Raw genomic sequence first — 25,909 nt, forward strand, 5'->3', positions numbered from 1 at the left:
GATACCGCTTTAAGAAAATAAAGCAGTATCGCGGTATCTATACGATAGGTCGATTTTTATTTTTTTAAAGGGAGGGATATAGAATTGCTCCTAATGACAAATGTAGACAACATCAATGCCGATCAGGTTCCCTATCTTATAGAACAGCTTATGGCCAAGGGGGTAAAGAATGTCCATGTTGTTAATGCTGTAACCAAGAAAGGGAGGCAGGAATATATTTTTTTTATTGATGTTCAGCAGGACAAGGTTTTTTCAATTAGCCGCTTTCTTGCCAGTGAAATAGGGACGCTGGGAGTAAGAATAATCAAGGCAGATCATATCTCGTACGATTATTTCATGAAGAGTATGAAGCTAAGTTTACATGACAATAAAGAGAATCTCGTATGGAAAGGGGCGGTGCAGGTCAAGATTGTCCAAGATGATTCGGGTTCTCCTTTGTCCGCCCGTGTTGAATATGAGGATTTGAAAGCATCTGTCAAGGCTATTAATACGGCGGGAGCGGATATATCTTTTTACGAGCTTAAGCAAATGATTGAAAATGAGGCGCTAAATAGATTAAGGAAAAGTAAATTTGCAATTCGGATTGAGGACGATTGAATAATGGATAAAATGCGTCAGGAAGGAGACTATTGTGGACAGAAAAGAATTGCACGCACTTTTGGAGTCTTTAGTCGCCGGCAGTACCACCGTAAATCAGGCTATAAAGAAATTGGAATTCTTGCAGTATGAAGACATAGGCTATGCTCGCCTGGACCACCACCGAGAACTTCGCACCGGTTTTCCTGAGGTTGTATTTTGTCAGGGCAAGACCCCGGAGCAAGTGGGAGGTATTATTTCTAGATTGGCGGCGAATGGCAGACCGATTTTGGGTACACGGGCCTCTGCTGAAGCTTACGTAATGGTCCGGAAGACTCTCCCCGAGGCTGTGTATTATGATATGGCCCGCTGTATTGTAGTGCCGGCAGGGGAAGAGAGAGAAGAAAAGGGAGAGATCGTGATTGTCAGCGCGGGGACGGCGGATATGCCGGTAGCGGAGGAGGCGGCAGTGTCCGCAGAAACTATGGGGTTAAGGGTAACAAGGCTCTATGATGTGGGTGTCGCCGGAATTCACAGGTTATTGCAGCATGTCGAAAAATTACAAAAAACAAATGTCGTGATAGCTGTGGCCGGCATGGAAGGGGCTTTGGCAAGCGTTGTCGGCGGGCTTACCAGTCGTCCTGTAATCGCTGTACCTACGAGTATCGGATATGGAACCAATTTTGGGGGACTTTCAGCGCTTCTTTCAATGCTGAACAGTTGTGCCTCAGGGGTGGGAGTAGTTAATATTGATAATGGCTTCGGAGCGGCAGCTTTGGCGCGGGCCATAGTCCAATCAGGGAGGTAGAATACGGATGAAAGTTATGTATTTGGATTGTAGTGCCGGAATCGCAGGCGATATGTTTTTGGGAGGGCTGTTTGACGCAGGGGTCGATCCGGATTTGGTTAGAAATGGTCTGGCCGGCCTGAATCTCAGCGGTTACGAAATGCGTGTCGAGAAAGGAACAAGCCATGGAATAGCTGCCAATAGTGTTCAATTTAACGTAGTTGAGGAACAGCCTCATCGTTATCTTAAAGATATTATGACCCTAATTGAGGCCGGCAATTTTTCGGAGAATGTTAAAAGTTCAGCCGGAAAAGTATTTTCCCTTCTTGCCCAAGCCGAGGCGAAGGTTCACGGGACAACCCCGGATAAAGTGCACTTTCATGAAGTCGGAGCGATTGATTCGATTTGCGATATCATAGGAACTCTGCTTGCAGTCGAAAGTCTGGAAGTGGAAAGAATTATCTGCTCCCCGCTTTCTTTGGGGAGTGGACATGTACACTGTGCTCACGGCCGAATTCCAGTTCCCGCGCCGGCGACGCTTGAAATAATCAAAGGAGTTCCGGTGCGCAAAAACGATATTGAGGGTGAACTGGTGACACCTACGGGCGCCGCCTTGGCTGTGACGTTAAGTCAGGAATTTTCCTCTTTGCCTTCCATGATTATTGATTCCGTAGGATATGGGATGGGCACCAGGGACTATGGATTTCCAAGTGTCTTGCGGGTTATTATCGGGCGGTCTTTGAAGAAAAACGGGTCAAAATATCACGCTGAACTGGAACGCAGTGCTAACCACCCCCATACCCATGACCACTTCCATGTTCATAAACATGCCCACGAGCATAAGCACGACCACGACCATGAGCACGAGCGGTTAAGCCGGAAGAGAGGATAAAAATATTGAGGATGAATACCCCAAGAAGTGTTTCACCGTGAACGTTTTACTGTTTGGGAGATTATCTGTACGGAAAAAATCTCAAAGGAGGTGTAGAAAGAGGAAAATATTATCTTGAAAGGATAGATGCCTTCTAAACGGATGTAAAGGGTTCACTTTAATAAAAAATATATGGGAGGTAAATATTGATGGAGAAAGAGATTTTGGCGGTAATAGGTGCGGTTAACTCCAACGTGCAGAATTCGACGAGCGACCGGATCGAAGCGCTTACCAAAGGTCATGGTATGCTGAACCTTGCCGTAATGGCGGCTGCCAATGCAATGGCAACCCAAATACTGAACGGAAGAAGCATAAAGATATCGGATGATAATTTCGTAGAATTGCCTTTGGACGGCGTTTTAAAGGCCGGAATTGATGCTGCCAAAGAAGCGGGGGCGGATAAAGCCAATGCCGCGCTTATTGGCGCAGTATTGCTTAATTTGGCCGGAACGGCGTCCAGGGCCGGGGTTCCTGCCGGAAACAGGAAGCTGGGCGCCATGGCCCGTATGATTGCCGGGGCCGATCGTGCGGGGGTGGCGTCAATTCCTACCTCCAAATTAACTTGCAAAGTGTCAGGGTTTGCGGCGGTGAAGGCTTTATACGACGCTATGGAAAAAGGCGAATTGGTTCGGGTAGACGGAGCGGATGTTCCGGCATTTGTATCCGGCGGCGCTCTTTATGGTCATAGTGTCTTGGGTGAGGATATGACTTATGTCGACCTGGCCTTAAACGGGACGAAAATTGCCGTGGAAGGTATGAAGAAGGCTTATCGCGGTGTAGGAATTAGTCCCAGCCCCATTATGTGCGCCATGCTGGCGGCGGCGGCGGTTTTGGAAATTATCAATCCCGATGGCATGATTGATGAACAATATGGCGAATTCTTCGTGAGAAACACAGGATATCTGGCGGGGAAAGGCGCGGCCGAGGCTGCCGGACTTCCGGAAAAAGTACATCTACGCGGAACCGGCAAAGAGTATGAGACCGCTACATTGATTGGGGATTTGGGGATGATCCTCAAGGATGTGGGCTCTCCTACAGTGGTTGGGATGATGACGATCAATGAAATGCTGGCCGCTTTCTCGGAAGCCCCAATGATTGGTTCAGGTTTCGGCGGTGGTCCCGTTAATCCTCCTCTGGCGCACCTGGTATCGGACACAGTAGTTTCCATGAATGCCGTGCTTGATTGCAAAGGCGATATGGATGCCGCTGCCGATATCTTACACCGGATGAAAGCAACAGAATGGTTTGATCCGGAGGTTGCGGCTTTTTGCGCCAATACGGTTGCTCATAAAGGGGAGCAGGTGCGGAGAGGTCCGGTTACACGGGTTATTATCAAGGCTACCGAAGGAGTTCGTATGAACGCGCTCTATACCCGTGCACAAAGAACTTATAATGATTTAAAAGCAGGCAAGAAATTGGATGATATTTGTCGGGCGCTGGACCTTGAAAGACAGGCCAGAGTTGAGGAAAATGCCGGAAAAATATTTACGGCCATGTTCGGACAGGAGATACAAATCCATTTTACCAAGCTGGCAGGCGGTGCCCATCGCAGTCATCCCTTTGCGCGTAAATATTGGGGATTTGACGCCGATATTGATGCAGAGGTTACTATCGGCGGCCAGAAAACAGTCCTGACAGGAGTATCTCATAAAGTAGTCCCTGATGCTGTTTTAAACAAGAAGGCCGAGCTTTCCACGCCTATCACCGTTGCTGCGGCAGTCGCGCAGGAGCTGATGTACATCGGAGTTTGCACTATTAACGTGGTTGTTCCGGCCGCAATGGCAGCCGCTATGGGTGTGGAAACTTGGGAAGACGCCGGAAAAATTGCCGAGAAAGGCGGCTACATCACGGCTGCTATCCCCGGCGCCAAAGACAGTGCCCGCGAAGTGGCGAAAGCGGCAATAAGGATGATGCAGGATCTTAACTTCTAATTGATCTCGTTAACCGCCGCTAAGGCTTCCGCAAAAGCGGAAAGGGGACACTCCTCAGCTAATAGGTCAAGCTTTGGGGTCGAGGAATGTTCCCAACTAATGGAGTTAAGCGGCGATGAACTCGAAATAAGTGCGACTAAGGTTTAGCGGTCGGGGGACACATCTCTACTTATGGGTCAAACTTTGGGGTCGAGGTATATCCCCAACATATGGATCACGTGTACCCGGAGGGCGAAACTCCATCTGAACCAAGTCTTCTTTATTATAAGTTGTGAAGCGTCGGAGCTCCGGCGCTTCACAGTTCCCCATGCGAAAGAACTATCCGCGGAAAACCAAGTTTAAACAAGGGAAGGGGTGATTTGGTTGAGTCTTTGGGTGAAAGTGGGAGCCCGTTTGCACCTCGGTCAACTCGACCTTAACGGTTCCTTAGGGCGTTTATACGGAGGACTTGGTTTAGCTATTGATCAACCTTGCTTGGAGATTACTGCGGAGAAAAAAAATGATTTGGTTATTCTTGGCCCGGAAAAGGAGAAAAAAAGACTGCAGCGGCTGGTCCGTAAATATCTGGACTTTTATGGGCTTCCCGGAGTCAGGCTCGAACTGTTGGAATCTTTGCCGATGCACAGCGGGTTAGGCTCAGGAACTCAGCTTGCTTTGGCTGTAGGTTTTGCGATAACAAGAGTCTACGGATTAGCCCCGGCGGTAACGGAGTTAGCGGTCATAACGGACCGGGAAGGCAGCCGCTCCGGGATTGGCGTAGCGGCATTTGAACAAGGGGGCTTTTTTATCGATGGAGGTATGTGCACCAACATAATAAGACAAACAGGTCTTTTTGAAGTTCCGCCGATTCTTGCTCGAACGCCATTCCCCGAAGAATGGGCAATTATTCTGGCTTTACCTCACAAGGAAGAGGAGATGTTCGGTCAGGAAGAAGTAAAGGCCTTCGCTTCCTTGCCGCCGATGGCGGAAGAGATATCCGGGATGATCTGCCGGCTCTTGCTGATGAAACTGCTTCCCAGTCTGATGGAGAAAGATCTGGTGAGTTTCGGACAAGCTGTGACAGAGATTCAGAAACGAATTGGCAGCCATTTCACACCTGTTCAGGGAGGCATCTATGCTTCAAAAGCAGGAGCCGATGTTGCGGCGTATCTACTTAGGCAAGGTGCTGCCGGAGTTGGCCAAAGTTCCTGGGGACCGACGATTTACGCTTTTACCAGTCGGGACAAAAAAACGGACTTATTGGAAAAGACCCGGAATTTTTTAGGGAAAAGAGGGCTAGTTTGGACAGCCTCAGGCAGGAATCAAGGAGTGAGCTGGGGGTGGAAGGAGTAACAAAATGACAGATCAGAACCTACACCCTAAAGTTGCTTGGGGAATTACAGGAGCGGGACATTACCTGTCGGATTGTATTGAATTGCTGACTGGGCTGAAGTCGGCCGATATCTTTCTTTCGGATGCCGGGAAAGAAGTGTTGAATTACTACGGCTGGTATGAACGATTAATAAGTTCCGGTCATTCTTTGATTCGGAAAACTGGAGCCAGTTGTTTACCCGTTACCCGACTGTACACGGGAAAATACGATCTGGTCATTATTGCCCCGGTTACTTCTAATACGATCGCCAAAATGGCCTGCGGTATAGCGGATAATCTTATCACTAACCTATTTGCGCATGCCGGCAAATGTCGGATTCCGACGATCCTTTTACCTTGTGATTCCATGGCTGAAATGAAGTCCCTGACGCCGCAAGGCAAACAGGTTTTGATCCATACCAGAGAAATAGACCGGGAAAACATTGTCCGGCTGTCTAATTGGCGTATGGTCACTCTGGTAGATGATCCTCAGCAGCTGAAGAATCTGATCACACGGTATGATGCGGAAAGACAGGGGTGATCCGTATGGAAAAATATGTGTTCGTTACGGGGCAAATTGCTCATAAAGCTCTTCTCCAGGTAAGCGGGAAAATAAATTCGATTCAACCGGAAATCAAGTGCCTGCGCTGCACAGTGGCGGCACTTATGTCCACAAAGTTTATCGCCAGGGAACTGGCCCGCGAAGGAGGATTTAGCGGACAGGAAATTATCGTTATTCCGGGTCTGTGCCAGGGATCGCTGCAGCCGATTCGGGAAGCCACAGGCCGTAAAGTGCTCAGGGGTCCCAAGGATTTGATTGATTTGCCCGCCTTTTTTCAAAAAGGGCAGAGCAATGCTTCCGAAAACGCGATTGCTGATACTGTTTCGCCGATCCGGATCTTGGCGGAGATCGTCAATGCACCGCGGATGACGGAAAAGGAGATTCTGGAAAAAGCGATTTACTATCGGAACAGCGGTGCGGATTTCATTGACCTCGGAGGGGATGTAGACCAGCCATTCCCACGCTTGCAGCGAGTTATTCATATGCTGAAAAGCGAAGGCTTTAAGGTAAGTGTCGACAGCCATCAAAAGGAAGATATTTTGGCCGCTAGTCAGGCCGGAGCCGACTTGATTTTAAGCCTTACTTCAGAAAATCTGGAACTGGCCAAGGTTTTGAATTGTCCGGCCGTCATCATACCGGATGATGGGGAAAACCTGGATTCTCTGTATGGAAGCATGCAGAAATTGGACCAATGGAAGATTCCCTATCTTGTCGATCCTATCCTTCCCCCTTTGACCATGGGGTTGGCTGAAGGGATCGGGCGTTATCTCAAGGTGCGCAAAGAATTTCCTGATTGTGAGATGCTGATGGGATTGGGAAATGTGACCGAGCTTACGGATGCGGACAGCACGGGCCTCAATGCCCTTCTGATTGGTATTGCCGGTGAACTGAGAGTTCACCATATCCTGACCACGGAAGTCAGCCACAGAGCACGGGGAGCCGTACGGGAAATCAGCTTGGCGCGCCGCTTGATTCATCAGGCTCTCAGCGAGCGGAGAGTGCCGAAATACATGGATGAAAGCTTGCTGACCATCAAAGACCCGGGCGGGAACTCCTTTAATAAAGCCCAGCTTTGGGAAATGCATCAGGTGATCCGGGACAGAAATTACCGTATTTTTGTGGATGATCAGATCTATGTGTTTAATGCTCATTGCTTTATTCAGGGGAGCACGGCTCAGGAGGTGTTTGCCAAGCTGGACATTCGCGATTCAAGCCATGCGTTTTACCTGGGAAAAGAGCTGGGCAAAGCGGAACTCGCTTTGCAGTTAGGCAAAAAGTATACACAGGATAATCCGCTGAACTGGGGTTATCTAAATGCGGAGAGCAGCAGGAATATTCAAAATGACGAAAATAACAAGAGCAATAGGGAAAAGAGGGTCTCCTTATGATCATCGAAACGATCTTGTCTTCGCTCAACGAGGACGGCGAGGTGAATTTTGCACCAATCGGGGTTCATGTTTCCGATCATACCGAGTGGCTTTCAGAAGTGGAAGAAATAGAGATCTTCCTTTATTCCGGCTCAAAGACCTTCTCCAATCTCCGGGCCAGACCGGAGGGAGTGATCAATTTGACCGATGACCTATTGAGCTTTGTCGATACGGCGCTTTACTCCGGGATTCTGCCGACACATCCCTCCGATCAGGTTCGACCGCCCCGCATGGCTGGAGCGAAGCTCATTTGGGAATTCGCGGTGACCTCTTTTGACGATTCCAGAGAGCCTGCCAAAGTGACCGGAAAGATCTTGCTTTTTAGAGAACTGAGCAGTTTTACCGGGCTTTGCCGGGCTCACGGGGCTATTCTCGAGGCGGCGATCACCGCCACTCGTCTGACCTGGATTCCAGCGAGCAAAGTAACTGATTCCTGGCCACTTTGGCAGCAAGTCGTGGAAAAGACCGGGGGCGGAAAAGAAAAAGAAGCCTTTGCGAAAATCACCGATTATTTTTGCCAACAGGGTATTAAGGTCAGGGGACACACCTCCTTTCTAAGGTCAGGGGATACACCTCCTCATTGGGAATAATTATAAGCTGCTTGGAGGAATGTCCCCGTTAAAGAAAAATTATAAGTGGCTCGAAGGAATGTCCCCATTAATTGAACGAGGAGGATTTACGAATGAAAAAGATTTTGCTTCACTTGGAAGCGGATTCCCAAGCCAGTGTTTTCGACCAAATCACCGCTTATGACGCCGGGGCCGATCAGGTGCTGGCATACGGGGGAGTGCGCTTGGAGGAAGTGACCAATCTTGTCTATGGCGCCATGTTTACCAGGGGGGGAGAAGGATTACGCAATACGGCCATCTTCATCGGCGGTACCCATGTTCCGACTGCCGAGGCACTTCTGAAAAAAGTACGGGAAACTTTTTTTGGCGATGTCCGGGTTTCCGTGATGTTCGATGCCAACGGATCCAACACAACGGCAGCAGCCCTGGTTCATAAAATTGCTTATGGCCGGAACCTTAAGGGGAAAAAGGCTCTGATTCTTGCCGGTACCGGCCCGGTTGGCATCCGGGCCGCAATCCTTCTGGCCAAGGAAGGCTGTGAGGTTTATCTTTCTTCCCGGCAATTGGAGCGGGCCCGGGAAGTCGGAAAACATATTCTGAAGAACAACGGGGTGGAGATTATCCCGCTTGAGATCGGGGAAGCGAAAGATGTTTCAGCGGTACTGAAGCGGGGAATTAACATTGTGGCTTGTTGTGGGGCCCCCGCTGTGCAAATGTTGGATTTAGCGAGCTGGTCCACCGCAACCGGCCTGGAAATCATTGCGGATATCAACGCCGTCAATCCGCTGGGAGCGGAAGGGATTAAGGTGACGGACGATGGCAGGGAAAGGGAAGGGAAGATTATCTACGGCGCTATTGCTATCGGCAATCTAAAGATGAAGGTGCATCGAGCCGCCGTTCGGACTTTATTTGAAAGTAACCGGCATGTCCTGGATTTCGACTCGATATATGAGATCGCCAAGAAGATGGAGGCTTAAATTGATTCTGGTGGTTGGGGCAAGCGTAAGAGCACTAATGGAATCCGCGGCGGAATCAGGAAAAGCTGTGATCGGGCTCGACTTTTTTGGAGATGTGGATGCCAATTGGCAAGGAAAAGCGATGAGCCTGACCGGTGACTATGGTTTGCAGCCAACTGTGCTCAACTTGCTGGAAACTGCCAGAAGTATTTCATGTGAGGCATTGGTCTACGCTTCGGGTCCGGAGAACACCCCGGAGGGACTGGCGTATTGGGAGAACCCGGGGCGACTTCGGGGCAACAGTGTATCGGCGCTGATGAGGGTGCGCAATCCCTGGGAACTCAGAACAAGTCTGGGGAAGATCGGAGCACGGATGCCACCGTTCTTTTCCCTTGAAGAGTGGACTTGGCTTCCGGGCAAAAAGATCTGGCTGTTAAAGCCGTTGAATAGAGGCGGTGGGTATGGAATTCAGGTGTTGCCCCAAAATAAGGAAGCGGCTGAAGTGCTGCTTTCCGGCTTGAAGCAACCGGCCCATTTCAGGATCGAAGAATATAAAACCGGAATTCCGGGGTCAATTACGTTCCTGGCCAACGGCTATAGGGCAGTGGTCTTGGACAGCAGCCGCCAGCTTTCCGGGGAAGGAAGCTGTCACAGGACATTTCGTTATCAAGGCAATATCGTTCCATTGGATCTTTCAGGAATTATCCCTTTAGATTATTTTGAGGATCAAATTGCGCAGGCAGTCCAACAGCTTACGGAAAGCTTTGCCTTGAGAGGAGTCAATACCCTGGATTTTATCGTCAGCGAGGAGGGAATCTGGTTTTTGGAACTGAATCCCCGCTGGTCCGCCTCTGTGGAACTGATTGAGAAGTCTCGGGGCCGGCGTTTTTTCGCCTGGCATCTGGCTGCTTGTGAAGGAGCGGATTTAACAGCGTTCAGGGAATCCCTGGAATTAAAGACGTTGGGATTAAAGCGTTCCGCCCGGCCCCAAATTTTTTGGGGCAAACGCATTGTTTATGCTCGGACTCCCGGTATTATCGGCAGATACGACGATAAATCGCTGCGCTTTTTATACCGGCAGGGGGTGCGTGACATTCCCCGGGAAGGGACAAGGCTTGAGAAGGGACAACCTATTTGTACGGTGCTGGCGGAAGGCAGCTCCGACCAGGAGTGTGATCTGAAATTGCGGGCCAAGGCCATATGGATTGGGCAATATTTTGGATAGACGAGCGATGTTCATTCGTTAAGATCGGAAAAGTGCATGGATGAAGGAGGGAGGCCAATGGGCAGCATTTCTGGATTATTGATTACGGTTCGTACCAGTCGACAAGGGGCGGCGATGGAAAAAGGTAAATTTTGTGATGAGTATATACGAGAAATATCCACTCTGGCTGTAAGTCCTGAAGACTTTGCGCTGCTTCATTTAGAGCAGGGCAATAAGGCTTTGCTGAAAAGCGCAGCCGGAGAGATCACGGTAACCTGTCGCCCTAAAGAAGGACCGCAAGGGCTTTTCTTTCTTCCTTTGGGACCTCTGGCTAACCGGCTGATAAGTGGAGAGACCTATGGTACAGGAGTTCCTGATTTTAAAGGGATTTCCGTAGTGCTCTCATCTCTGAAGCCGGATGGGCGGAAATTAGATGAATAAGCAAGGAAGGATACAAAGGCATTGAAATTTAAAATTTAAAATTTAATTCGAAACAGTTTTACCGGATTAAGGGGGGAGAGAAATGGCGCTGACTGTTCATGAAGATGTCGTTTGTACGTTTTGCGGCTGTCTTTGTGATGATCTTAAAGTGGAGGTCGCGGATAATCAGATTGCCAAGGTTAGCAATGCCTGTGCAATAGGCCGGAACAAGCTGATGCACGCGCAAACGGATTTGGCCTCGTTTCGGGTAAATGGCAGGGAGGCCACCTGGGAAGAGGTGATCTCTGAAGCGACTAATATTCTAAACCGAGCCAAGGCTCCACTGGTTTATGGCTTAAGCAGTACGACAACTGAGGCCGTCAGAGAAGCAGTAGCCTTAACGGAGAAGATCAAAGGGACGATTGATAACCCAGCGTCATATTGACACGGGCCGGGCGTTCTCGCCCGCCAGCAAGTTGGGCTGGCTTCATGTACCTTAGGGGAAGTAAAAAACAGAGCCGATCTTTTGATTTATTGGGGCGCCAATCCCGTGGAATCCCATATGCGTCATTTAAGCCGATATTCTGCTCTGGCTAAGGGACTTTATGTTCCGGAAGGGCGCAAAGGGAGGAAGGTCGTAGTCATTGATATCAGGCCGACCCCAACAGCGAAGAATGCAGACCTCTTTATTCAAGTCACTCCGGGTCAGACTTTTGAAATCGCCCATGTTTTGCGTTGCCTGGTCAAGGGCATTCGTTTGGAAGGGTTGACGGAGACTAGTCTGGTCGGCGGCGTTCCTTTATCCCAATGGCGCGAATTGGCGGAAATGATGAAACAATGTCGTTATGGAGTGCTCATGTTCGGCATTGGAGTGACGCAAAGCCGGGGTAGAGAGCTGAATATTGAAGAAATCAATACGTTGGTCAATGAAATGAACCGCTATACCCGTTTTTATGCCATTGCTATGCGGGGGCACGGCAACGTGAACGGGAGTAACCATGTTTTGGCGTGGCAGACCGGCTATCCTCTGGCGGTAAACTTTTATCGTGGTTACCCTCGTTATAGTCCGGGCGAATTCAGTGTCGTGGATATGCTGATGCGTCAAGATGTGGATGCAGCTCTGATTGTAGCCACGGACCCGGGTGCTCATTTGCCGGAGCAAGCTGTCCGGTATCTGAAGAGCATCCCGACCATTGTGCTTGAGCCGCACGAAAGCTTAACCACGACCTGGGCTAATGTAGTCATCCCTGTCGCTCCGGCCGGAGTGGGTGTCGAAGGGACGTTCTACCGAATGGATAATGTTGCCCTTCGTTTAAAAAAATTGGTTGATTTCCCATATCCCTCCGATTTGGAAGTTCTGCGGGAGCTAAAGGAGAGAGTAAGTTATGTTGAAAATTGTGAACGGTCGGATTTATGATCCTATTAATGGGGTAAAAGGAGAAGTCCGGGATATCTATGTCGAGAACGGCAAAATCACAGAATACTTGCCTGACAAGGAGATTAGTCAGATCATTGATGCCTCAGGCTGTGCGGTTATGCCGGGGGGAATTGAGATCCACAGCCATATTGCCGGAGCTAAGGTTAACAGTGCCCGTATCATGTGTCCGGAAGATCATTACGATCATTTCAAATTAAGCACTGTCGGGACACGTTCCGGGACAGGCTATACCGTTCCCAGCACCTTTCTGACAGGGTACGCTTATTCCGCGCTTGGCTATACCACAGCTTTTGAAGCTGCGGTCCCGGCCCTCGAGGCTCGGCATGCTCATGAAGAGTTGGAAGATATCCCAATGCTGGATTCGGGGATCTATACTCTGATGGCCAATGACCATTTGATTATGAAGGTCTTAAGCCGGAAGGACAAGTGCGGAAGCAAAGAGCAGTTGCGGGATCTGGTAAGCTGGTTTTTAACCAGCAGCAAAGGATATGCGGTCAAAGCGGTCAATCCCGGGGGAGTGGAAAGCTGGAAATGGAGCCGGGGAGCTGTGGACTTGGATACGCCTGTACCTCCATTTGGCATCACGCCCAGAAAGCTGCTTCTTAGCTTGGTGGAGGCAATCCGGGAATTGAAACTTCCGCATGGTCTTCATCTTCATGCCAATCATCTGGGCGAAGCAGGGAACTTTAAGACAACTTTGGAAACGATGCGTACCCTTGAAGGGTACCCTGTGCATTTTACGCACCTCCAATTTCATTCCTATGGTATAACCGGCAAAGGAGCAATGCAATCGGCGGCTAGGGAGATTGCCGAATACTTGAATGCGCATCCTGAGTTCACCTGTGATGTAGGACAGATTGTTTTTGGGCCGGTGACCACCATGACTGCGGATTCTCCCATGCAATTCCGACTGCATGAGATGACCGGGAACAAGTGGAGCAATGCCGATATCGAGATGGAAACCGGATCGGGAATTGTTCCTATGCTCTATAAGCCAACGGTGCTTTTTAATGCGATTCAGTGGTGTATTGGTCTGGAATTGCTTCTGCTCATTAAAAACCCTTGGCAGATTATCTTGACGACCGACCATCCCAATGCCGGGCCGTTTACCTCTTATCCCCACATTATTCGGCTGCTGATGGATGCGGATTTTCGGAATTCCGTCCTGGAGCGGCTTCATCCCAAGACGGGTGCTTTTACCTATCTTAAGGAATTAAAGAGAGAGTATTCTTTGGAGGAAATCTGCATTGTGACCCGTTCCGCCCCGGCCAAGGCTTTAGGTTTGTCTCAAAAAGGGCATTTGGGCAGCGGAACGCAGGCTGATGTGGCAATTTATCGGCTGCAGGATGATAAAGAGAAAATGTTTGCCAAACCGGCTTACGTTTTTAAGAATGGTAAGGTTGTCGTTCGGGACGGAGAAGTGCTCCAAAGCATCAGTGGAAAAAGGCTGATTGTCGAACCGGACGGTGCGAGAAAGCTGTCTCCCGATTTGGCCCGGGATTTTGCCAATTACTATTCTATTGCTTTAAGTAATTTTGCAGTTCAGGATGAGTATCTGGCACAGCCGGAGGTGATACCATGCATTTAAACGGAGTAGAAATTGAAGATACGTTTGCCGAAGCCTTTACCATGCGGGCTGCTCGGCTGACAGTTACGGCCATCAATGAGCAATGGGCGCGGCATGCTGCCTCGGCCGCGACCGGTTTTGCAACCTCGGTAATCGGCTGCGGGGTGGAAGCAGGTATTGAAGGAACTTCCGCACTTACTCCTGATGGCAGAGCAGGGGTAGATTGTCTTTTCTTTGCCTCTTCCAAGGACGAATTGGAAGCGAATCTGATCAAACGCGTGGGGCAGGCCATCATGACCTCCCCTACCTCTGCTTGTTATGATGGAGGATTAACGGAACTTCCGGCCAATTTTGATGGATTCAGCAAATTTAATATAGGTGGCAAGCTGCGCTTCTTCGGGGACGGTTATCAAGCCAGCAAAATAATCGGAAACAAGCGATACTGGCGGATTCCGGTGATGGAAGGTGAGTTTCTGATTGAAGAAGAATTTACCATGGCTAAGGCGGTCGGGGGAGGCAATTTCTTGATTTTGGCGGACAGTATTGAGTCGGCCCTGAAGGCCTCTGAGGTTGCGGTCCGCAAGATGCAGGAAATCCGGGGAATAATTCTGCCTTTCCCCGGTGGCGTGGTGCGCAGCGGCAGTCAGGTCGGATCAAAATATAAGTTCCTGTCGGCTTCCACGAATACTGCTTACTGCCCCACTATTCGAGGCAGAGTGGAAGCAAGCGCACTTCAGGACGGTATCAATGCCGTCCTGGAAATTGTTATTGATGGGCTCACAGATCGCTTGGTCGGTCAGGCAATGGCCGACGGAATTCGAGAAGCTGTGCAGGTTCCCGGAGTCCGGCGCATCTCAGCCGGCAACTATGGCGGACGCTTAGGAAAGTACCACTTCCACTTGCAGCAGCTTTTAAGTCTGTCGGGGGGGGAGCAGGGATGAGTAGCCGGATCACATTGAGACTAAAAGAAGAGTCTTCACTCCCGGTGGAGGCGGAAAGCATCAACCCGGAGAATCTATGTGGAAAAACTTTGGAGGAAATCCGGCGGCTGCCGCTTTGGAGCGGTAACCGCAGCTATCGGCTTGAGAATTTTTTTGAAGTAGAGAGCAGCGAGTCGGTAAGAGAAGCGGGCGCTTTGCAACGGGAGGATAAGCCTCTAAAGGTCATTCTGCGGGGTGATTTGTCACGCTTTAAACGGTTAGGGCAGGGCATGAGCGCAGGAGAGATGGAGATCCAGGGTTCCGTGGGGTTCCATGCCGGGGCGGAAATGCGCGGAGGTATTCTCCGTATAAAAGGTGATGCAGGGGATTGGCTTGGTGCGCATATGGAGGGCGGCCAGATTCTGGTGGAAGGCTCGGCCGGGCATTTCACGGGTGCCGCTTATCGGGGAAAAACCCAGGGAATGAGGGGCGGAAGTATCCTGATTCGGGGAAATGCCGGGCAGATGGCCGGTTCCAGGATGAGACGGGGACTGCTGGCCATCGGCGGAGACTGTGGAGATGCACCGGGCTTTAAGATGCAGGCCGGAACGCTACTCGTTGCCGGCAATTCCGGCACTCTGGCAGGGAGCAATATGCTCAGAGGAACTATTATCTTTCTGCGGCCCGTCAGGCTGTTGCCGACTTTCTATTATAATTGCTGCTATCGCCCCATCTTCTGGGGGTTATTGGTTCAGGAACTGCGTAACAACGGCTTTGATCTATCTGAGTCGGCAAACGAGGCATTTTTCCGGCGTTTCAGCGGGGATGCCAATGAGGGCGGTAAGGGGGAAATTCTTTTATGCCAATCCAATTAGCAGATGTTGGGCAGTTAAGTCCCAATCGTCAGGCTTTTCCATTCGTCAGGCAACTGCTGGAGCATTCGAAACAATTGAAGGTAGGGATTCAAAAAATCGGTCAGTCTACAGTGATCGACTGCGGGGTCGATGTACCGGGAAGCTGGCAGGCGGGTGTTCTGTTTGCTAAAATTTGTCTGGGCGGTTTGGCGGAAGTGACGCTGAATTGGTCTGATTTCGATGGATTGCGCTGGCCGACAGTTGAGGTGGTCACCGACCACCCGGTTCGGGCTTGTATGGCATCCCAGTATGCGGGGTGGTTTATCAAAAAAAACAAGTATTCGGCCATGGGCTCAGGACCGGCTCGTGCTGTCGTCCAGGCAGAAGAACTATTTGAAAAACTGGGGTATAAGGATTCGGGAGATTTGGCAATTCTCTGCCTGGAAGGGAGCAAGCTTCCGACGGAAGAAGCCGTGAGCTGGATCGTGGAAAAGTGTCGATGTCCTGCTGAAAATATCTATATTCTTATCGCCCCCACGGCATCTACCGTAGGTTCGGTACAGATTGCGGCGCGCTCTGTGGAGACCGGACTGCATAAGCTGATGGAGCTGGGCTATGACATAGGGCTGATTGAGAGCGGTTGGGGCATGGCGCCTGTCCCACCGGTGGCTGAAAATGATCTCAAGGCTTTGGGGCGAACCAATGACGCCATTCTTTATGGGACGACGGTTTATTATACGTTGGATGACGAAGATGAGCGAATTGAGTCCCTAATCGGTGAGGTTCCTTCCTCCAGTTCCCGTGACTATGGAGTGCTCTTTCAGGAATTATTCGAGCGTTACGGTAATTTCTATGATATTGACCCTTTGCTGTTCAGTCCGGCGCAAGTTTGGCTGAGCAATAAGCGCAGCGGGCGTTCTTTTCAGGCTGGGGAGATCCGCCTTGATCTCCTGCGCCAATCCTTTAAGCTTAAAGGATGAGAGGCTGAGATGAAAAAGAAGATGCATTGCCGTAAGAAGCGCATTGGAATTCTGGGTGTGGCTAAAGGACCCCAGGTTCAAATTATGTCCGAGGTATTGAAAAAGTTGGGAACTGAGGTCATTTTAATCGATCCTAAAAGACTGACCTCTTTTTTGCCTCAGAGTTGTACGCTTTACACGGAAAACGATGCTTCCGTATTGCAGCTTGAGGAACTGGATGCTTTGCTGGTGCGCTCACTGCCGGGCGGATCCCTGGAACAGGTAATTTACCGGGTCAATGTCCTGCATCGTTTGGAAATGCTCGGTTTAAAAGTTATCAACAGTGCTTCGCTGATCGAAAAAACGGTAGACAAGTTTTTTACCTCAGCCATTTTGGCTGCCGCAGGGTTGCCGGTTCCCAGAACCATTGTTACAGAACGCTTTGACCAGGCGATAGAAGCGGTGGGAGAGTTGGGGTCGGTTGTTGTCAAGCCGGTTTTTGGTTCCTTAGGGAAAGGCATTGTCCTGGTTGAAGACCTGGATATTGCCCATCGAGTCTTTCGGGCCTTGGAAATGGGACGCTATATATATTATTTGCAGGAGTTTCTGCCTAACGGCAATGAGGATCTGCGGATTTTTGTGATCGGCGGAAAAGTGGTCGGGGCAATGCGGCGCCGCGGCTCAGGTTGGAAAACCAACATTGCCTGCGGGTCGAGAGCAGAAGTTTATCAGCCTGAAAAGGAAATAGCCCGGATGGCGGTTCAGACGGCCAAGCTCCTGAAAGCGGATTATTTGGGAGTCGATATTCTTATCAGCAATGACACGCCCTATGTCATTGAAGCCAATGGGATACCGGGTTGGACCGGGTTGCAGTCCGTCTCCGAAACAGACATCGCAGCCGCTCTGGCGGAGTACACTCTTGAGGAGATCAAAAAGCACTAATAAAGAAGAGGTAAAGATGGGATATAACTGGAAAATCGCCTTAATGGCTCAAACAGCTTGTTTTTTGGAAGTGGATGCTCCTAAAGTCGGGAACGTCAACCGTTTCCATGATTTTGAGGACGCTTCTTTGGAAGACTTTCATCTCAGTGCCCTGGCGATTGGGCGTCCTTTCGGTTACCTAGAACAGCAAGGGGTAGGGAAAACGATTGCCGCAGCGTTAAAAGCCACCCGTGAAGTTGTGGCGACCAACACCAATCTGGGAATCATTTTATTGCTTGCACCGCTGGGCATGGCCTGGTGCCGCGGAGTATCCGAAAATGTTTTTTCTTCTGGGAATCAAGAGCAATCCTTTGTCCATGCTTTACAGCGGGAAATAAAAGATGTGCTGAAAGGACTTTCAGCGGAGGACACCTATTACGTTTATCAGGCTATTCGTCTGGCCTCTCCCAAGGGGATCGGGGAGGTGCGGCAATATGATGTCTTGCGGGAAGACATTCCTCAGATTCCCTTGCTTGAAGCTATGAGGCCGGCAGCAGACCGGGATTTGATTGCCCGGCAATACAGTAATGATTTTGCGCTGGTTCTCGGTGCTGGATATGAAGCCCTGAGTTGGGTCTTGGAGAAAGGGTTGGTCTTACCTCAAGCGATTGCTCATACTCACCTGATTTTATTAAGCATGGAGCAGGATTCTCTGATCAAACGCAAGCTGGGAGAGAATTGGAGCAAAGAAGTACAAAAACGGGCGCTCTTTGTGCGGGAACAAGGAGGCTGGCTTACTCAGAAAGGCCGGAAAGAAGTTCAGAAGTTTGACCTCTGGCTAAGGCAAGAAGGACATGGGCTCAATCCCGGAACGACTGCGGACCTGATGGCGGCGATTATTTTTGTGCATTTGCTGGAAAAGGATTTGAAAATGAAAGGGGTTGGTAGCAGCGACTACAGCTTTGATGATCAGCGTTTTTGAAGGAAAAGAAATCACTGCTGCGCTGGATGGCGGCGCCGACATTATTGATGTCAAGAACCCTGCGGAAGGACCCTTGGGAGCGCCATCACCTGAAGCCATTAGTGATGTTTGCAACCGGCTCAAGGGAAATAAGCCTTTCAGTATTGCCTTGGGAGAATTTCCAAACAAACCGAATGCTGCGGCGCTAGCTGCCTTGGGCGGAGCACATTTCCTGCCGGATTTTATTAAAGTTGCGTTTGTCTCGCACACTGTGTCTGAAGAAATTTTCGAGACATTGCGTGCGATCAAGAAAAGTCTGCGCTTTTTCCGGCAAAAGAAAATCGCCCTGGTATCCGTAGCCTATGCCGATACGCTGGGGTCCGCTTCCTGGAATCTCAGCGACTTTGCAACGGTTTCCAAAGCGGGGGGAGCGGATGGCTGTCTTGTGGATACATCGCAGAAGAATGGTAAATCCTTACCGGATTATTTATCCCGGAACAATATTGAACGATTTATTGCTGACTGTCGCAAAGAACAGCTTTTTTGCGGATTGGCCGGGTCCCTGCGCATTGACAATGTGACTGACTTATGCAGATTGGAACCGGATATTATTGGTGTCCGTTCAGCGGTCTGTGGGGGAGATCGCCTGCGGGGTACGGTATCCGCGCAAAGTGTTCGGGAGCTTAGAGCTGCGCTTGGGCCCAGCGGCTTCCGGGGGGCAGAAAGACTCCGCGGGTCTGGCCGGTTTCCAGAAGAACGCGCAGCCTTTCCGGATCTGAACCGTTGAGAAACCAGGCCGGCATGGCAAGGGGAAGGAGTTGACGGAAAAAAAGATCAACGTCCGGCTCTTGAAGCGTTGGCTCAATATCCTTGCTTTTAACCAGAACGAGCATAGAACAGTTCAACCGCCTAGCTAAATAAGCGGCAATGGAATCCGAAGTGGTATTCCAGGAGCGGGCTAGATCGCTTGCGGGTACCTGTCCAAGGCAGTGAGAGCATATCAGGATTTGGGAGCCGGCGGAGATGCCCCGAACAGCTGGCCGGGAATATCTTGCAGCGGGCAGGACGGTCACTTTGCTTCCGGGAATCCGTTCCTGAAGAATGAACGCATATTGATCCATAGCACCTAAGGCCATAAAATGGCAGGTTTCTTCACTAAGGTCCAGTTGTTTTCCGTATTCACGGACCAGGTCGGCAAAAGGACCTCCTCCGGGGACGATTAGAACAGGATGTCTTTGCCCATAGCGGGAGATGATATTTCCCAATTGCCGCAGCACTTCGCCGCTTTCCTGTTGAATCAGGCTGCCGCCAAGTTTTATCAGGATGGGTCTGGGCATAACGTGAACCACTCCTTTTGAAAGTCCAATAAAGTGAAAACTCTATGGAGTTATAGCCTTATTATATATCAAAGTTATTTCCCAAAGGGGGGGGTGTCCGATGAAGCTTCTTATTTATGAGTATTTTTCATCCGGGGCGAGGGAAAATCAGGACTTGAAACAAGCCGGTTTTGCCATGTTGGACGCTATTTTAAAAGATTTTGTTGAAATTCCTGAACTGCACCTCATGACTGTGCTCGATGTTTCCCTCCGGGAGGCTTTTGTCCGGGCCTCATACAGCCAAAAAGTTGATGTTTGCTGGAGTAGTGGGAGTAAAGACGGGACTCGGCAGTATGAAAAGACTTTAATGGCTTGCCGGGCTGTGTTGATCATCGCCCCGGAAATTGCGGGGATACTTGCGGAATTAACCGCTATTGCCGAGCGTTGGGGGAAAATCGTACTCGGATCAAATTCCCATGCGCTGAAAATTGTTTGCCATAAAAGTGATATGCTGGACCTAATGAAGAAGAAAGGCTTGCCCGTTCCGAAATCTCAAACGTATTCGAAGCCTTTTCCCCAAAACATGCAGGCCGAAATTTTAGACTGTCTTTCTTTTCCGTTTGTAATTAAGCCGGTATACGGTGCCGGGGGAGAAGGCGTCCGGCTGATTGAGACGGGCGACCGGCTGGACAAGGCAATCGAACAGCTTTCGCGAATGGAAGAAGAAATTTTTCTTTTCCAGGAATATATCCCCGGACAAGCGGTAAGCGTCAGCTGCTTTGTTCTTGGCGGCAAGGCGCTTCCGCTTAGTCTCAACAGGCAAAACATCAAGATTCAGGGTGAATTTGTTTTTCAAGGTATTACTATTCCTTTTGTTCACGCCGAGGCTGGGGAGATCATGAAAACAGCGGTGAAGGCATGTGAAGTGGTGCAGGGACTTAAGGGGTTTGTCGGGGTTGACCTGGTGGTGAATACCCGGGGCCCTGTATTGATGGAAATCAATGCCCGTCCCACCATGGCTTATGTGGCCCTGAGAGAAGTCGTTTCCCGCAACCTGGTCGGGGATCTCCTGGCGCTTGGCCTGGAGAACAGTCTGCCGGAAAAACCGGAGGTCAGAGGAACATATACCTATAGTCTCCAGCTTGCCTGATTTTTGCTGCGAGGAGTGGATTGAAGTTGAGTTCGATTTTAGGACTGGATATCGGCGGGGCCAATACCAAGGGATGTTATTTGGAAAGCGACGGAGAAAGGATTCTCAAAGTAAAAGGGCGTTCCATTTATCATGAAGTGTGGAGAGATCCGGACGGGCTGTGTGATGTTCTATCGGGCTTCAGGCTTTTCGGCGGGCAGCGGACGGGAAAAAGTCCTGACGGAATTGCCTTATCCATGACGGCTGAACTTTGCGATTGTTTTGAATCGAAAGCGGAAGGGGTATTGCTCATTCTCAGTACAGTAGAAAGGGCTTTCCCGGAGGTTCCCATCCGCATTTGGACTACCGGGCAGGTTTTCGTCGGGCCGTCCGCTATAAGAAGTGACCCCTTGCAGGCTGCTGCCGCCAATTGGCTGGCCAGTGCCACTGCCTTGGTTCGCAGCCCTCATTTGCGGGATTCCGCTATTTTCGCGGACATGGGAAGCACCACCACGGATATCCTTCCGATAATCCCGGGTAAAGTCTTGGCCAGAGGCAGGACGGATACCGAGCGCTTGCTGTGGGGAGAACTGTTGTACACAGGCTTGCTTCGAACATCGGTCCATTCCCTGATTGATGAAGTTTACATAGACGGTTCCCGCTGCCGGGTAGCTCACGAATATTTTGCTATCACGGCCGATGTCTACCGTTTATTGGGGCTGATCCCGGAGGCGGCCTATAATGTTGCGACTCCCGACGGGAAAAGCAGGGATACGGAGGCTTGCGCTAAACGCTTGGCCCGTGTGGTTGGGGCGGAACCGGAGGAATTGGGAAGTAAAAATATTTATTGGCTGGCCCGTATGGTTATGGAAAAGCAGACGGAACAAATTATGTACAATATCTTGCAAATTGTGTCGGCAAAGGATGTACCGCCGCCCAAACAGTTGATCTTGACCGGGTCGGGGAGCTTTATTCTGAGGGAAGCGGCAAGACGTTTGGGATTGATGGCAATACCTTGGCGGAAAATGATACCAGGGGCAAAAGCCTATCCGGCCATGACCTGTTATGCGGTAGCTTGGCTGCTGTCTCAACAAGAGCAGAGAAGGATGTGATCTGGGGTGAAAAGACAGTTCAAAGTGATTCCGGTCCTTGATCTTAAAGATGGTCTTGTGGTACGCGGAATCCGAGGTGAGCGGGATAAATATCTGCCGGTTCAAAGCGCGCTTACAACATCGGCCGAGTATACAGATGTCTTGGAAGCCTTTTATCAAGGTTTTGGATTTACGGAATTTTATATTGCCGATCTGGATGCCCTGATTTCCGGTGGGAGAAGAAATCATCTCGGCTTGATAGGCCAGCGTAAAAAAATAAAAATCCCGGGGCTTTCCTTCATGGCAGATGCCGGAGTTCATGATGCGGCAAGTGTGATGGGAGTTTGTCAAACAGGTGTGGAAAAAGTGATTGTCGGAACGGAAACTTTGCCTTCCTTTAAAGATCTGAGGGAAATCATCCAGGCTGTGGGTGAGTCCCGGCGCCTGGTCGTCAGCATTGATACCAAGGACCGGAAAGTGATAGGCTGTTCAGCGGAAATCGCCGGCCTGTCACCGTTTGATGTGATCCGAGAAATCAGAAAAACCGGCATCCGGGATTTTATCCTGCTTCAGCTTGCCCGGGTCGGGACGAAAGAGGGGTTGGACAAACCGTTTATTCAAGATTGTCTTCGTGTTTTGACGGATATTGATCTCGATTGCACTTCACTTCTTGTCGGAGGAGGTATTTCCGGCTACGAAGATTTGAGATGGTTAGCCGATAACGGTCTGGACGGTGCTTTGGTAGCTTCCGCTTTGCATGATAGACGGCTTACCCCCGGCGCTGTCCGGAAGCTGCATCAAAATGCTTGAGAAAAGAAATTTGATAAGGCAATCGAAGGGGCGCGCTGCTGAGCCTGGAGATGCGGAGAAGTTTTCAGTTATACAATTAATTTATATTAAAGGAAAAAATGAGGTGACTGAAGTGGCCACGCGTATGGAGTTAATAGAAAACGCCGTAAGGACGATTCTGGAAGCGGTGGGGGAGGATCCGGACAGAGAAGGATTAAGGGACACGCCCAAAAGGGTTGCGAGATTTTATCAAGAGGCCTTTGCGGGACTGCGCGATGATCCAAATCAATATCTTGCGGTCCAATTTTCCGAAAATCACAAAGAGATGGTCATTGTCAAGGATATTCCGATCTATTCGATGTGCGAACATCATCTGCTTCCTTTTGTGGGGCAAGCGCATATCGCCTATATTCCCTGTAACGGTAAGATTACCGGTTTATCCAAGCTGGCGCGGGTTGCCGAAGCCTATGCCCGCAGACCCCAACTCCAGGAACGATTGACCAGCCAAATTGCCGATACGATTGAGAGTATTCTGCAAACCAAGGGGGTACTTGTGGTAATCGAAGCGGAACATATGTGCATGACGATAAGAGGGATAAAAAAACCGGGTTCCAAAACGGTGACATCGTCAGTAAGAGGTATTTTTCAAAAGAACCCGGCTACCAGAGCCGAAGCTTTTTCGCTTATCATGAACAGGCAGTAGAATTTTGTCTCACCTCATGAGGGTAATACTTGAACAGGCTCCGGAACCGGCGGCTGGGCTCTATACTCAGAGGGAACGGGTCTTTTAATGACACAGCCTGTTATAAAGGACACTGAAGGAAGTCCGTATCAACTTGTTATATACCTGCCGCCAGGAGAAATTACGATGACCTGAAGTCGGTGCTTATTGTGACTGTGCCCCCACGCCAAGAAGTACTGGAGTAACCATTGACGGCCGGAAGGTGGTTCCTTAAGGGGCCTTCCCACAAAGTGGTTCCGATGCCGTTTTCAACATAAAGACTGATCTTTTCGTTCCCATTACCATTGCTTTGGCAGTGGTGCGGGAGCTAACGTACATAGGCTGCTGCACTATCAACGTGGTTGTTCCAGCGGCGGTAGCGGCCGCGATGGGAGTTGGCAACTGGGAAGACGCCGGAAAGCTTGCTGAAAGAGCTGGATTAACATCAGCCATATCGGGGGTAGAGGATTCGGGCCGCGAGGTTGTAAAGACAGTGTTGCGTATTGCGTATAATGAAAGATTCGGGGTTTTAAGACTTAGCTTTACCGAAGAGAAAGGGAAGCGTTGGTTAACCTGCGCTTCCTAATCTATAAATTGGTAACGGATTGGTCTATATGCTTTACCGGTCGATCCGCTAAAAAAACGGAGGGGGTGAGATCTAGTCAGCGGCTTGCCTGTCTTTAGTAATGTTAGCGTAGTATAAGAGCCTTACCTGACTGGAGAACTATGAGTTTTAATTTTAAGCAAATAATAATAGGGATAACGGTTATAGCATTCGTATTGTTCGCAGGTTTATGCGGTTTTGGCTATAATGAACTGAAAAAAGTGAACGATGTTTACGGCGAAATATTGATCAGAGAAGAAAAAGCTTTAAAGATAGAGCGCTTGACAGGGGATATACGGGAAGCAGAGACTTGTATCTACGGCTACCTGGTTACAGGTGACCCGCAGATGTTAAACGAATACCGTTCCAAGGAGCCTGGTGTCAATTTATTGTTGAAGGAAATATTGGAAGGAGTAAAAAGTGATGAAGAAAGGGCGTCTCTCAAAAGCATTGAGAAGGCGGTAGGTGATTTGGACGTTTTGGCACGTCAGGCGCAGGGTGTAGCGCAGATGTCCCTGCCGGGGAAAATGGCGGAGCATCAGGCGGAAATTTCAGAAATGGTGACGGACTATAAGGCTGTCAACGTGGCATTAACAACACGTGAGGCTGTGGAATATCAAAAGCAAATAGCGTCAAGCCTTATCGCCGGTGTCAACAGGGAAATGCGTGAAATTATTTTGGTCCTGCTTCCTATAGTCATGGTGATGCTATTTCTGTCTATGGCTATAGTGGTATATTTCAAGAAGAAGGTTTTGTTGGCGTTGGAATGGCTTCAGTATGAGGTAAATCTTATCGCCGGAGGGGATCTGTCATCGGACAGTATTAAGCAGGTTGAGGTAAAAACCGAGGTGGATGCTCTGGGCAACACTATAGAAATAATGTTGGGGAATTTACGGGAAATAGTAACGGGCATCAGACAAAAATCAGATGAACTGTCCATGATGTCCGAGCAACTGGCGTCTCATACCCGGCAGGCCTCAGCGGGGCTGAACGAATCGGCCGCAACGGTGAGCGAAATTTCGACAACCATGGAAAGTGTGGACGATAACATCCAGCACGTTTTCGGTGAATTTGAAAGGGTATCGGAACGGACGGTGGAGTGCGAACGCAGCGTAGATAATCTATCAAGTCAGATAAAGGAGATAACATCTACGGCTGAGGACGTTGGAAAAGTGATAAATCGGCTTAATTCAAAGGCGGAAAAAGTTACGCATATAGTGGAGATGATTACCGGTTTCGCGGAGCAGACCAATCTTCTCTCACTCAACGCTGCTATCGAATCCGCCAGGGCCGGAGAACACGGCAAGGGGTTTGCAGTGGTGGCCGAAGAGGTGCGAAAGCTGGCCGAACAGTCCGCCGGGGCCGCCGGTGAGATTAACTCCATAATCGGTGAAATTCAGTGGGAGAGTGAAAACGCGGTTCAGGTTACCGGGCGGGAGATGGAGTCGATTAAATCAGGCGCCGAGGTGATGCGCGGGATTGGCATAATAATACATGAAGTAATGAACTCAATCAATGAACTGGAAGAACTTTATAAGGATGTTGCCAAATCCAGCCGGGAGATTTCGTTCGGGGTTCAGAACGTGGCGGCTTCGGTGGAGGAGCAGAACGCTGTCATGGAGACGGTTAGCGCAGCCGCCGAAAACTTGAACAGTCTCTCTAGTGAACTTGAAAAAGTGGAGAAAAAATTCAAAATGTAAAAACGGGACGCAGTGGTGGTAGTATGCCTTTTTGCTCTGCCCGGAGGGGCGGACGGCATAGAGTAGCCCGGGAAGCGTTGGGGAATAGGCGGTAGGGGCTAGAGCGAGCACACAATAAAATACATTCCCTGCAATTTTTTTGATCTGTCCAGTGATATTGGGGGATATGTAGATTTCTGTAATAAAATAATTTACATGCTGAACCCCTCGCTAAGCTTAGCGGGGG

26 protein-coding genes and 1 pseudogene are annotated in these 25,909 nt (G+C 49.8%); 26 read left to right on the forward strand and 1 reads right to left on the reverse strand.

Annotated features, from left to right (window positions below; translation table 11 throughout):
- Positions 1-93: 93 nt before the first annotated feature.
- The 20 genes and pseudogenes from larC (at position 94) to ABDB91_RS01415 (ending at position 19,120) form a co-directional block, all read left to right on the forward strand.
- The gene (gene larC / locus ABDB91_RS01320; RefSeq protein ID WP_347491496.1) at positions 94-597 is read left to right on the forward strand and encodes a nickel insertion protein; all 504 of its coding nucleotides are present in this window, start codon (positions 94-96) and stop codon (positions 595-597) included.
- Between the two features lie 34 nt (positions 598-631).
- On the forward strand, positions 632-1,384 hold the full coding sequence (gene larB / locus ABDB91_RS01325) for a nickel pincer cofactor biosynthesis protein LarB (RefSeq protein WP_347489825.1): 753 nt from the start codon (positions 632-634) through the stop codon (positions 1,382-1,384).
- A gap of 7 nt (positions 1,385-1,391) precedes the next feature.
- A complete protein-coding gene (locus ABDB91_RS01330) occupies positions 1,392-2,255 on the forward strand; it encodes a LarC family nickel insertion protein (RefSeq protein WP_347489826.1) in 864 nt (287 codons plus the stop codon).
- A 188-nt stretch (positions 2,256-2,443) separates the two neighbouring features.
- Positions 2,444-4,225, forward strand: a complete 1,782-nt coding sequence (locus tag ABDB91_RS01335; RefSeq protein ID WP_347489827.1) for a hypothetical protein — start codon at positions 2,444-2,446, stop codon at positions 4,223-4,225.
- A 363-nt stretch (positions 4,226-4,588) separates the two neighbouring features.
- Positions 4,589-5,557: a beta-ribofuranosylaminobenzene 5'-phosphate synthase family protein gene (locus ABDB91_RS01340; RefSeq protein WP_347489828.1), complete on the forward strand. Its 969-nt coding sequence runs from the start codon at positions 4,589-4,591 to the stop codon at positions 5,555-5,557.
- A 4-nt stretch (positions 5,558-5,561) separates the two neighbouring features.
- Positions 5,562-6,116, forward strand: a complete 555-nt coding sequence (locus ABDB91_RS01345; protein ID WP_347489829.1) for a flavoprotein — start codon at positions 5,562-5,564, stop codon at positions 6,114-6,116.
- 5 nt (positions 6,117-6,121) lie between these two features.
- A complete protein-coding gene (locus ABDB91_RS01350) occupies positions 6,122-7,525 on the forward strand; it encodes a DUF6513 domain-containing protein (protein ID WP_347489830.1) in 1,404 nt (467 codons plus the stop codon).
- Positions 7,522-8,154 (forward strand): DUF447 domain-containing protein, encoded by a 633-nt coding sequence (locus ABDB91_RS01355; protein ID WP_347489831.1) that lies wholly within the window; start codon positions 7,522-7,524, stop codon positions 8,152-8,154. The genes ABDB91_RS01350 and ABDB91_RS01355 overlap by 4 nt, the downstream gene beginning before the upstream one ends.
- Positions 8,155-8,246: 92 nt before the next feature.
- Positions 8,247-9,110 (forward strand): NAD(P)-dependent methylenetetrahydromethanopterin dehydrogenase, encoded by an 864-nt coding sequence (locus ABDB91_RS01360; protein WP_347489832.1) that lies wholly within the window; start codon positions 8,247-8,249, stop codon positions 9,108-9,110.
- Positions 9,111-9,120: 10 nt separating this feature from the next.
- A complete protein-coding gene (locus tag ABDB91_RS01365) occupies positions 9,121-10,314 on the forward strand; it encodes an ATP-grasp domain-containing protein (protein ID WP_347491497.1) in 1,194 nt (397 codons plus the stop codon).
- A 57-nt stretch (positions 10,315-10,371) separates the two neighbouring features.
- Complete coding sequence (locus ABDB91_RS01370; RefSeq protein WP_347489833.1) at positions 10,372-10,734, forward strand: hypothetical protein; 363 nt, start codon at positions 10,372-10,374, stop codon at positions 10,732-10,734.
- Between the two features lie 82 nt (positions 10,735-10,816).
- Complete coding sequence (locus ABDB91_RS01375; RefSeq protein ID WP_347489834.1) at positions 10,817-11,158, forward strand: hypothetical protein; 342 nt, start codon at positions 10,817-10,819, stop codon at positions 11,156-11,158.
- A 12-nt stretch (positions 11,159-11,170) separates the two neighbouring features.
- Positions 11,171-12,130, forward strand: a pseudogene (locus ABDB91_RS01380) (formylmethanofuran dehydrogenase subunit B); the annotation flags it as partial.
- On the forward strand, positions 12,099-13,739 hold the full coding sequence (locus tag ABDB91_RS01385) for a formylmethanofuran dehydrogenase subunit A (RefSeq protein WP_347489835.1): 1,641 nt from the start codon (positions 12,099-12,101) through the stop codon (positions 13,737-13,739). The pseudogene ABDB91_RS01380 and the gene ABDB91_RS01385, both read left to right, overlap by 32 nt.
- Entirely contained in the window at positions 13,730-14,659 is a 930-nt protein-coding gene (gene fhcD, locus ABDB91_RS01390) for a formylmethanofuran--tetrahydromethanopterin N-formyltransferase (RefSeq protein WP_347489836.1), read from the forward strand. The genes ABDB91_RS01385 and fhcD overlap by 10 nt, the downstream gene beginning before the upstream one ends.
- Positions 14,656-15,513 (forward strand): formylmethanofuran dehydrogenase subunit C, encoded by an 858-nt coding sequence (locus ABDB91_RS01395; RefSeq protein WP_347489837.1) that lies wholly within the window; start codon positions 14,656-14,658, stop codon positions 15,511-15,513. Before fhcD ends, ABDB91_RS01395 begins: the two co-directional genes overlap by 4 nt.
- Complete coding sequence (gene mch, locus ABDB91_RS01400) at positions 15,498-16,472, forward strand: methenyltetrahydromethanopterin cyclohydrolase (RefSeq protein ID WP_347489838.1); 975 nt, start codon at positions 15,498-15,500, stop codon at positions 16,470-16,472. The genes ABDB91_RS01395 and mch overlap by 16 nt, the downstream gene beginning before the upstream one ends.
- Before the next feature lie 9 nt (positions 16,473-16,481).
- Entirely contained in the window at positions 16,482-17,393 is a 912-nt protein-coding gene (locus tag ABDB91_RS01405; protein ID WP_347489839.1) for a RimK family alpha-L-glutamate ligase, read from the forward strand.
- A complete protein-coding gene (locus tag ABDB91_RS01410) occupies positions 17,371-18,354 on the forward strand; it encodes a triphosphoribosyl-dephospho-CoA synthase (protein ID WP_347489840.1) in 984 nt (327 codons plus the stop codon). Before ABDB91_RS01405 ends, ABDB91_RS01410 begins: the two co-directional genes overlap by 23 nt.
- On the forward strand, positions 18,338-19,120 hold the full coding sequence (locus ABDB91_RS01415) for a (5-formylfuran-3-yl)methyl phosphate synthase (protein ID WP_347489841.1): 783 nt from the start codon (positions 18,338-18,340) through the stop codon (positions 19,118-19,120). The genes ABDB91_RS01410 and ABDB91_RS01415 overlap by 17 nt, the downstream gene beginning before the upstream one ends.
- Here the strand turns inward: ABDB91_RS01415 and ABDB91_RS01420 are convergent.
- On the reverse strand, positions 19,017-19,670 hold the full coding sequence (locus ABDB91_RS01420; RefSeq protein WP_347489842.1) for a hypothetical protein: 654 nt from the start codon (positions 19,668-19,670) through the stop codon (positions 19,017-19,019). The two genes, ABDB91_RS01415 and ABDB91_RS01420, sit on opposite strands and share 104 nt — an antisense overlap.
- Before the next feature lie 100 nt (positions 19,671-19,770).
- On the opposite strand from ABDB91_RS01420, the gene ABDB91_RS01425 reads away from it, so the two are divergent.
- The 6 genes from ABDB91_RS01425 to ABDB91_RS01450 all read left to right on the forward strand — a co-directional run bounded on the left by ABDB91_RS01425 (position 19,771) and on the right by ABDB91_RS01450 (position 25,683).
- Positions 19,771-20,799, forward strand: coding sequence for an ATP-grasp domain-containing protein (locus ABDB91_RS01425; protein WP_347489843.1), 1,029 nt, complete (start codon positions 19,771-19,773; stop codon positions 20,797-20,799).
- Between the two features lie 26 nt (positions 20,800-20,825).
- The gene (locus ABDB91_RS01430) at positions 20,826-21,890 is read left to right on the forward strand and encodes a hydantoinase/oxoprolinase family protein (RefSeq protein WP_347489844.1); all 1,065 of its coding nucleotides are present in this window, start codon (positions 20,826-20,828) and stop codon (positions 21,888-21,890) included.
- 6 nt (positions 21,891-21,896) lie between these two features.
- The gene (locus ABDB91_RS01435) at positions 21,897-22,679 is read left to right on the forward strand and encodes a HisA/HisF-related TIM barrel protein (protein ID WP_347489845.1); all 783 of its coding nucleotides are present in this window, start codon (positions 21,897-21,899) and stop codon (positions 22,677-22,679) included.
- A 124-nt stretch (positions 22,680-22,803) separates the two neighbouring features.
- A complete protein-coding gene (folE, locus tag ABDB91_RS01440) occupies positions 22,804-23,361 on the forward strand; it encodes a GTP cyclohydrolase I FolE (protein WP_347491498.1) in 558 nt (185 codons plus the stop codon).
- A 328-nt stretch (positions 23,362-23,689) separates the two neighbouring features.
- Positions 23,690-23,965 (forward strand): hypothetical protein, encoded by a 276-nt coding sequence (locus ABDB91_RS01445; protein ID WP_347489846.1) that lies wholly within the window; start codon positions 23,690-23,692, stop codon positions 23,963-23,965.
- Between the two features lie 140 nt (positions 23,966-24,105).
- On the forward strand, positions 24,106-25,683 hold the full coding sequence (locus tag ABDB91_RS01450) for a methyl-accepting chemotaxis protein (RefSeq protein ID WP_347489847.1): 1,578 nt from the start codon (positions 24,106-24,108) through the stop codon (positions 25,681-25,683).
- Positions 25,684-25,909: the final 226 nt, after the last annotated feature.

This window comes from Desulfoscipio sp. XC116, from assembly GCF_039851975.1.
In the GTDB taxonomy this organism is placed as follows: domain Bacteria; phylum Bacillota; class Desulfotomaculia; order Desulfotomaculales; family Desulfallaceae; genus Sporotomaculum.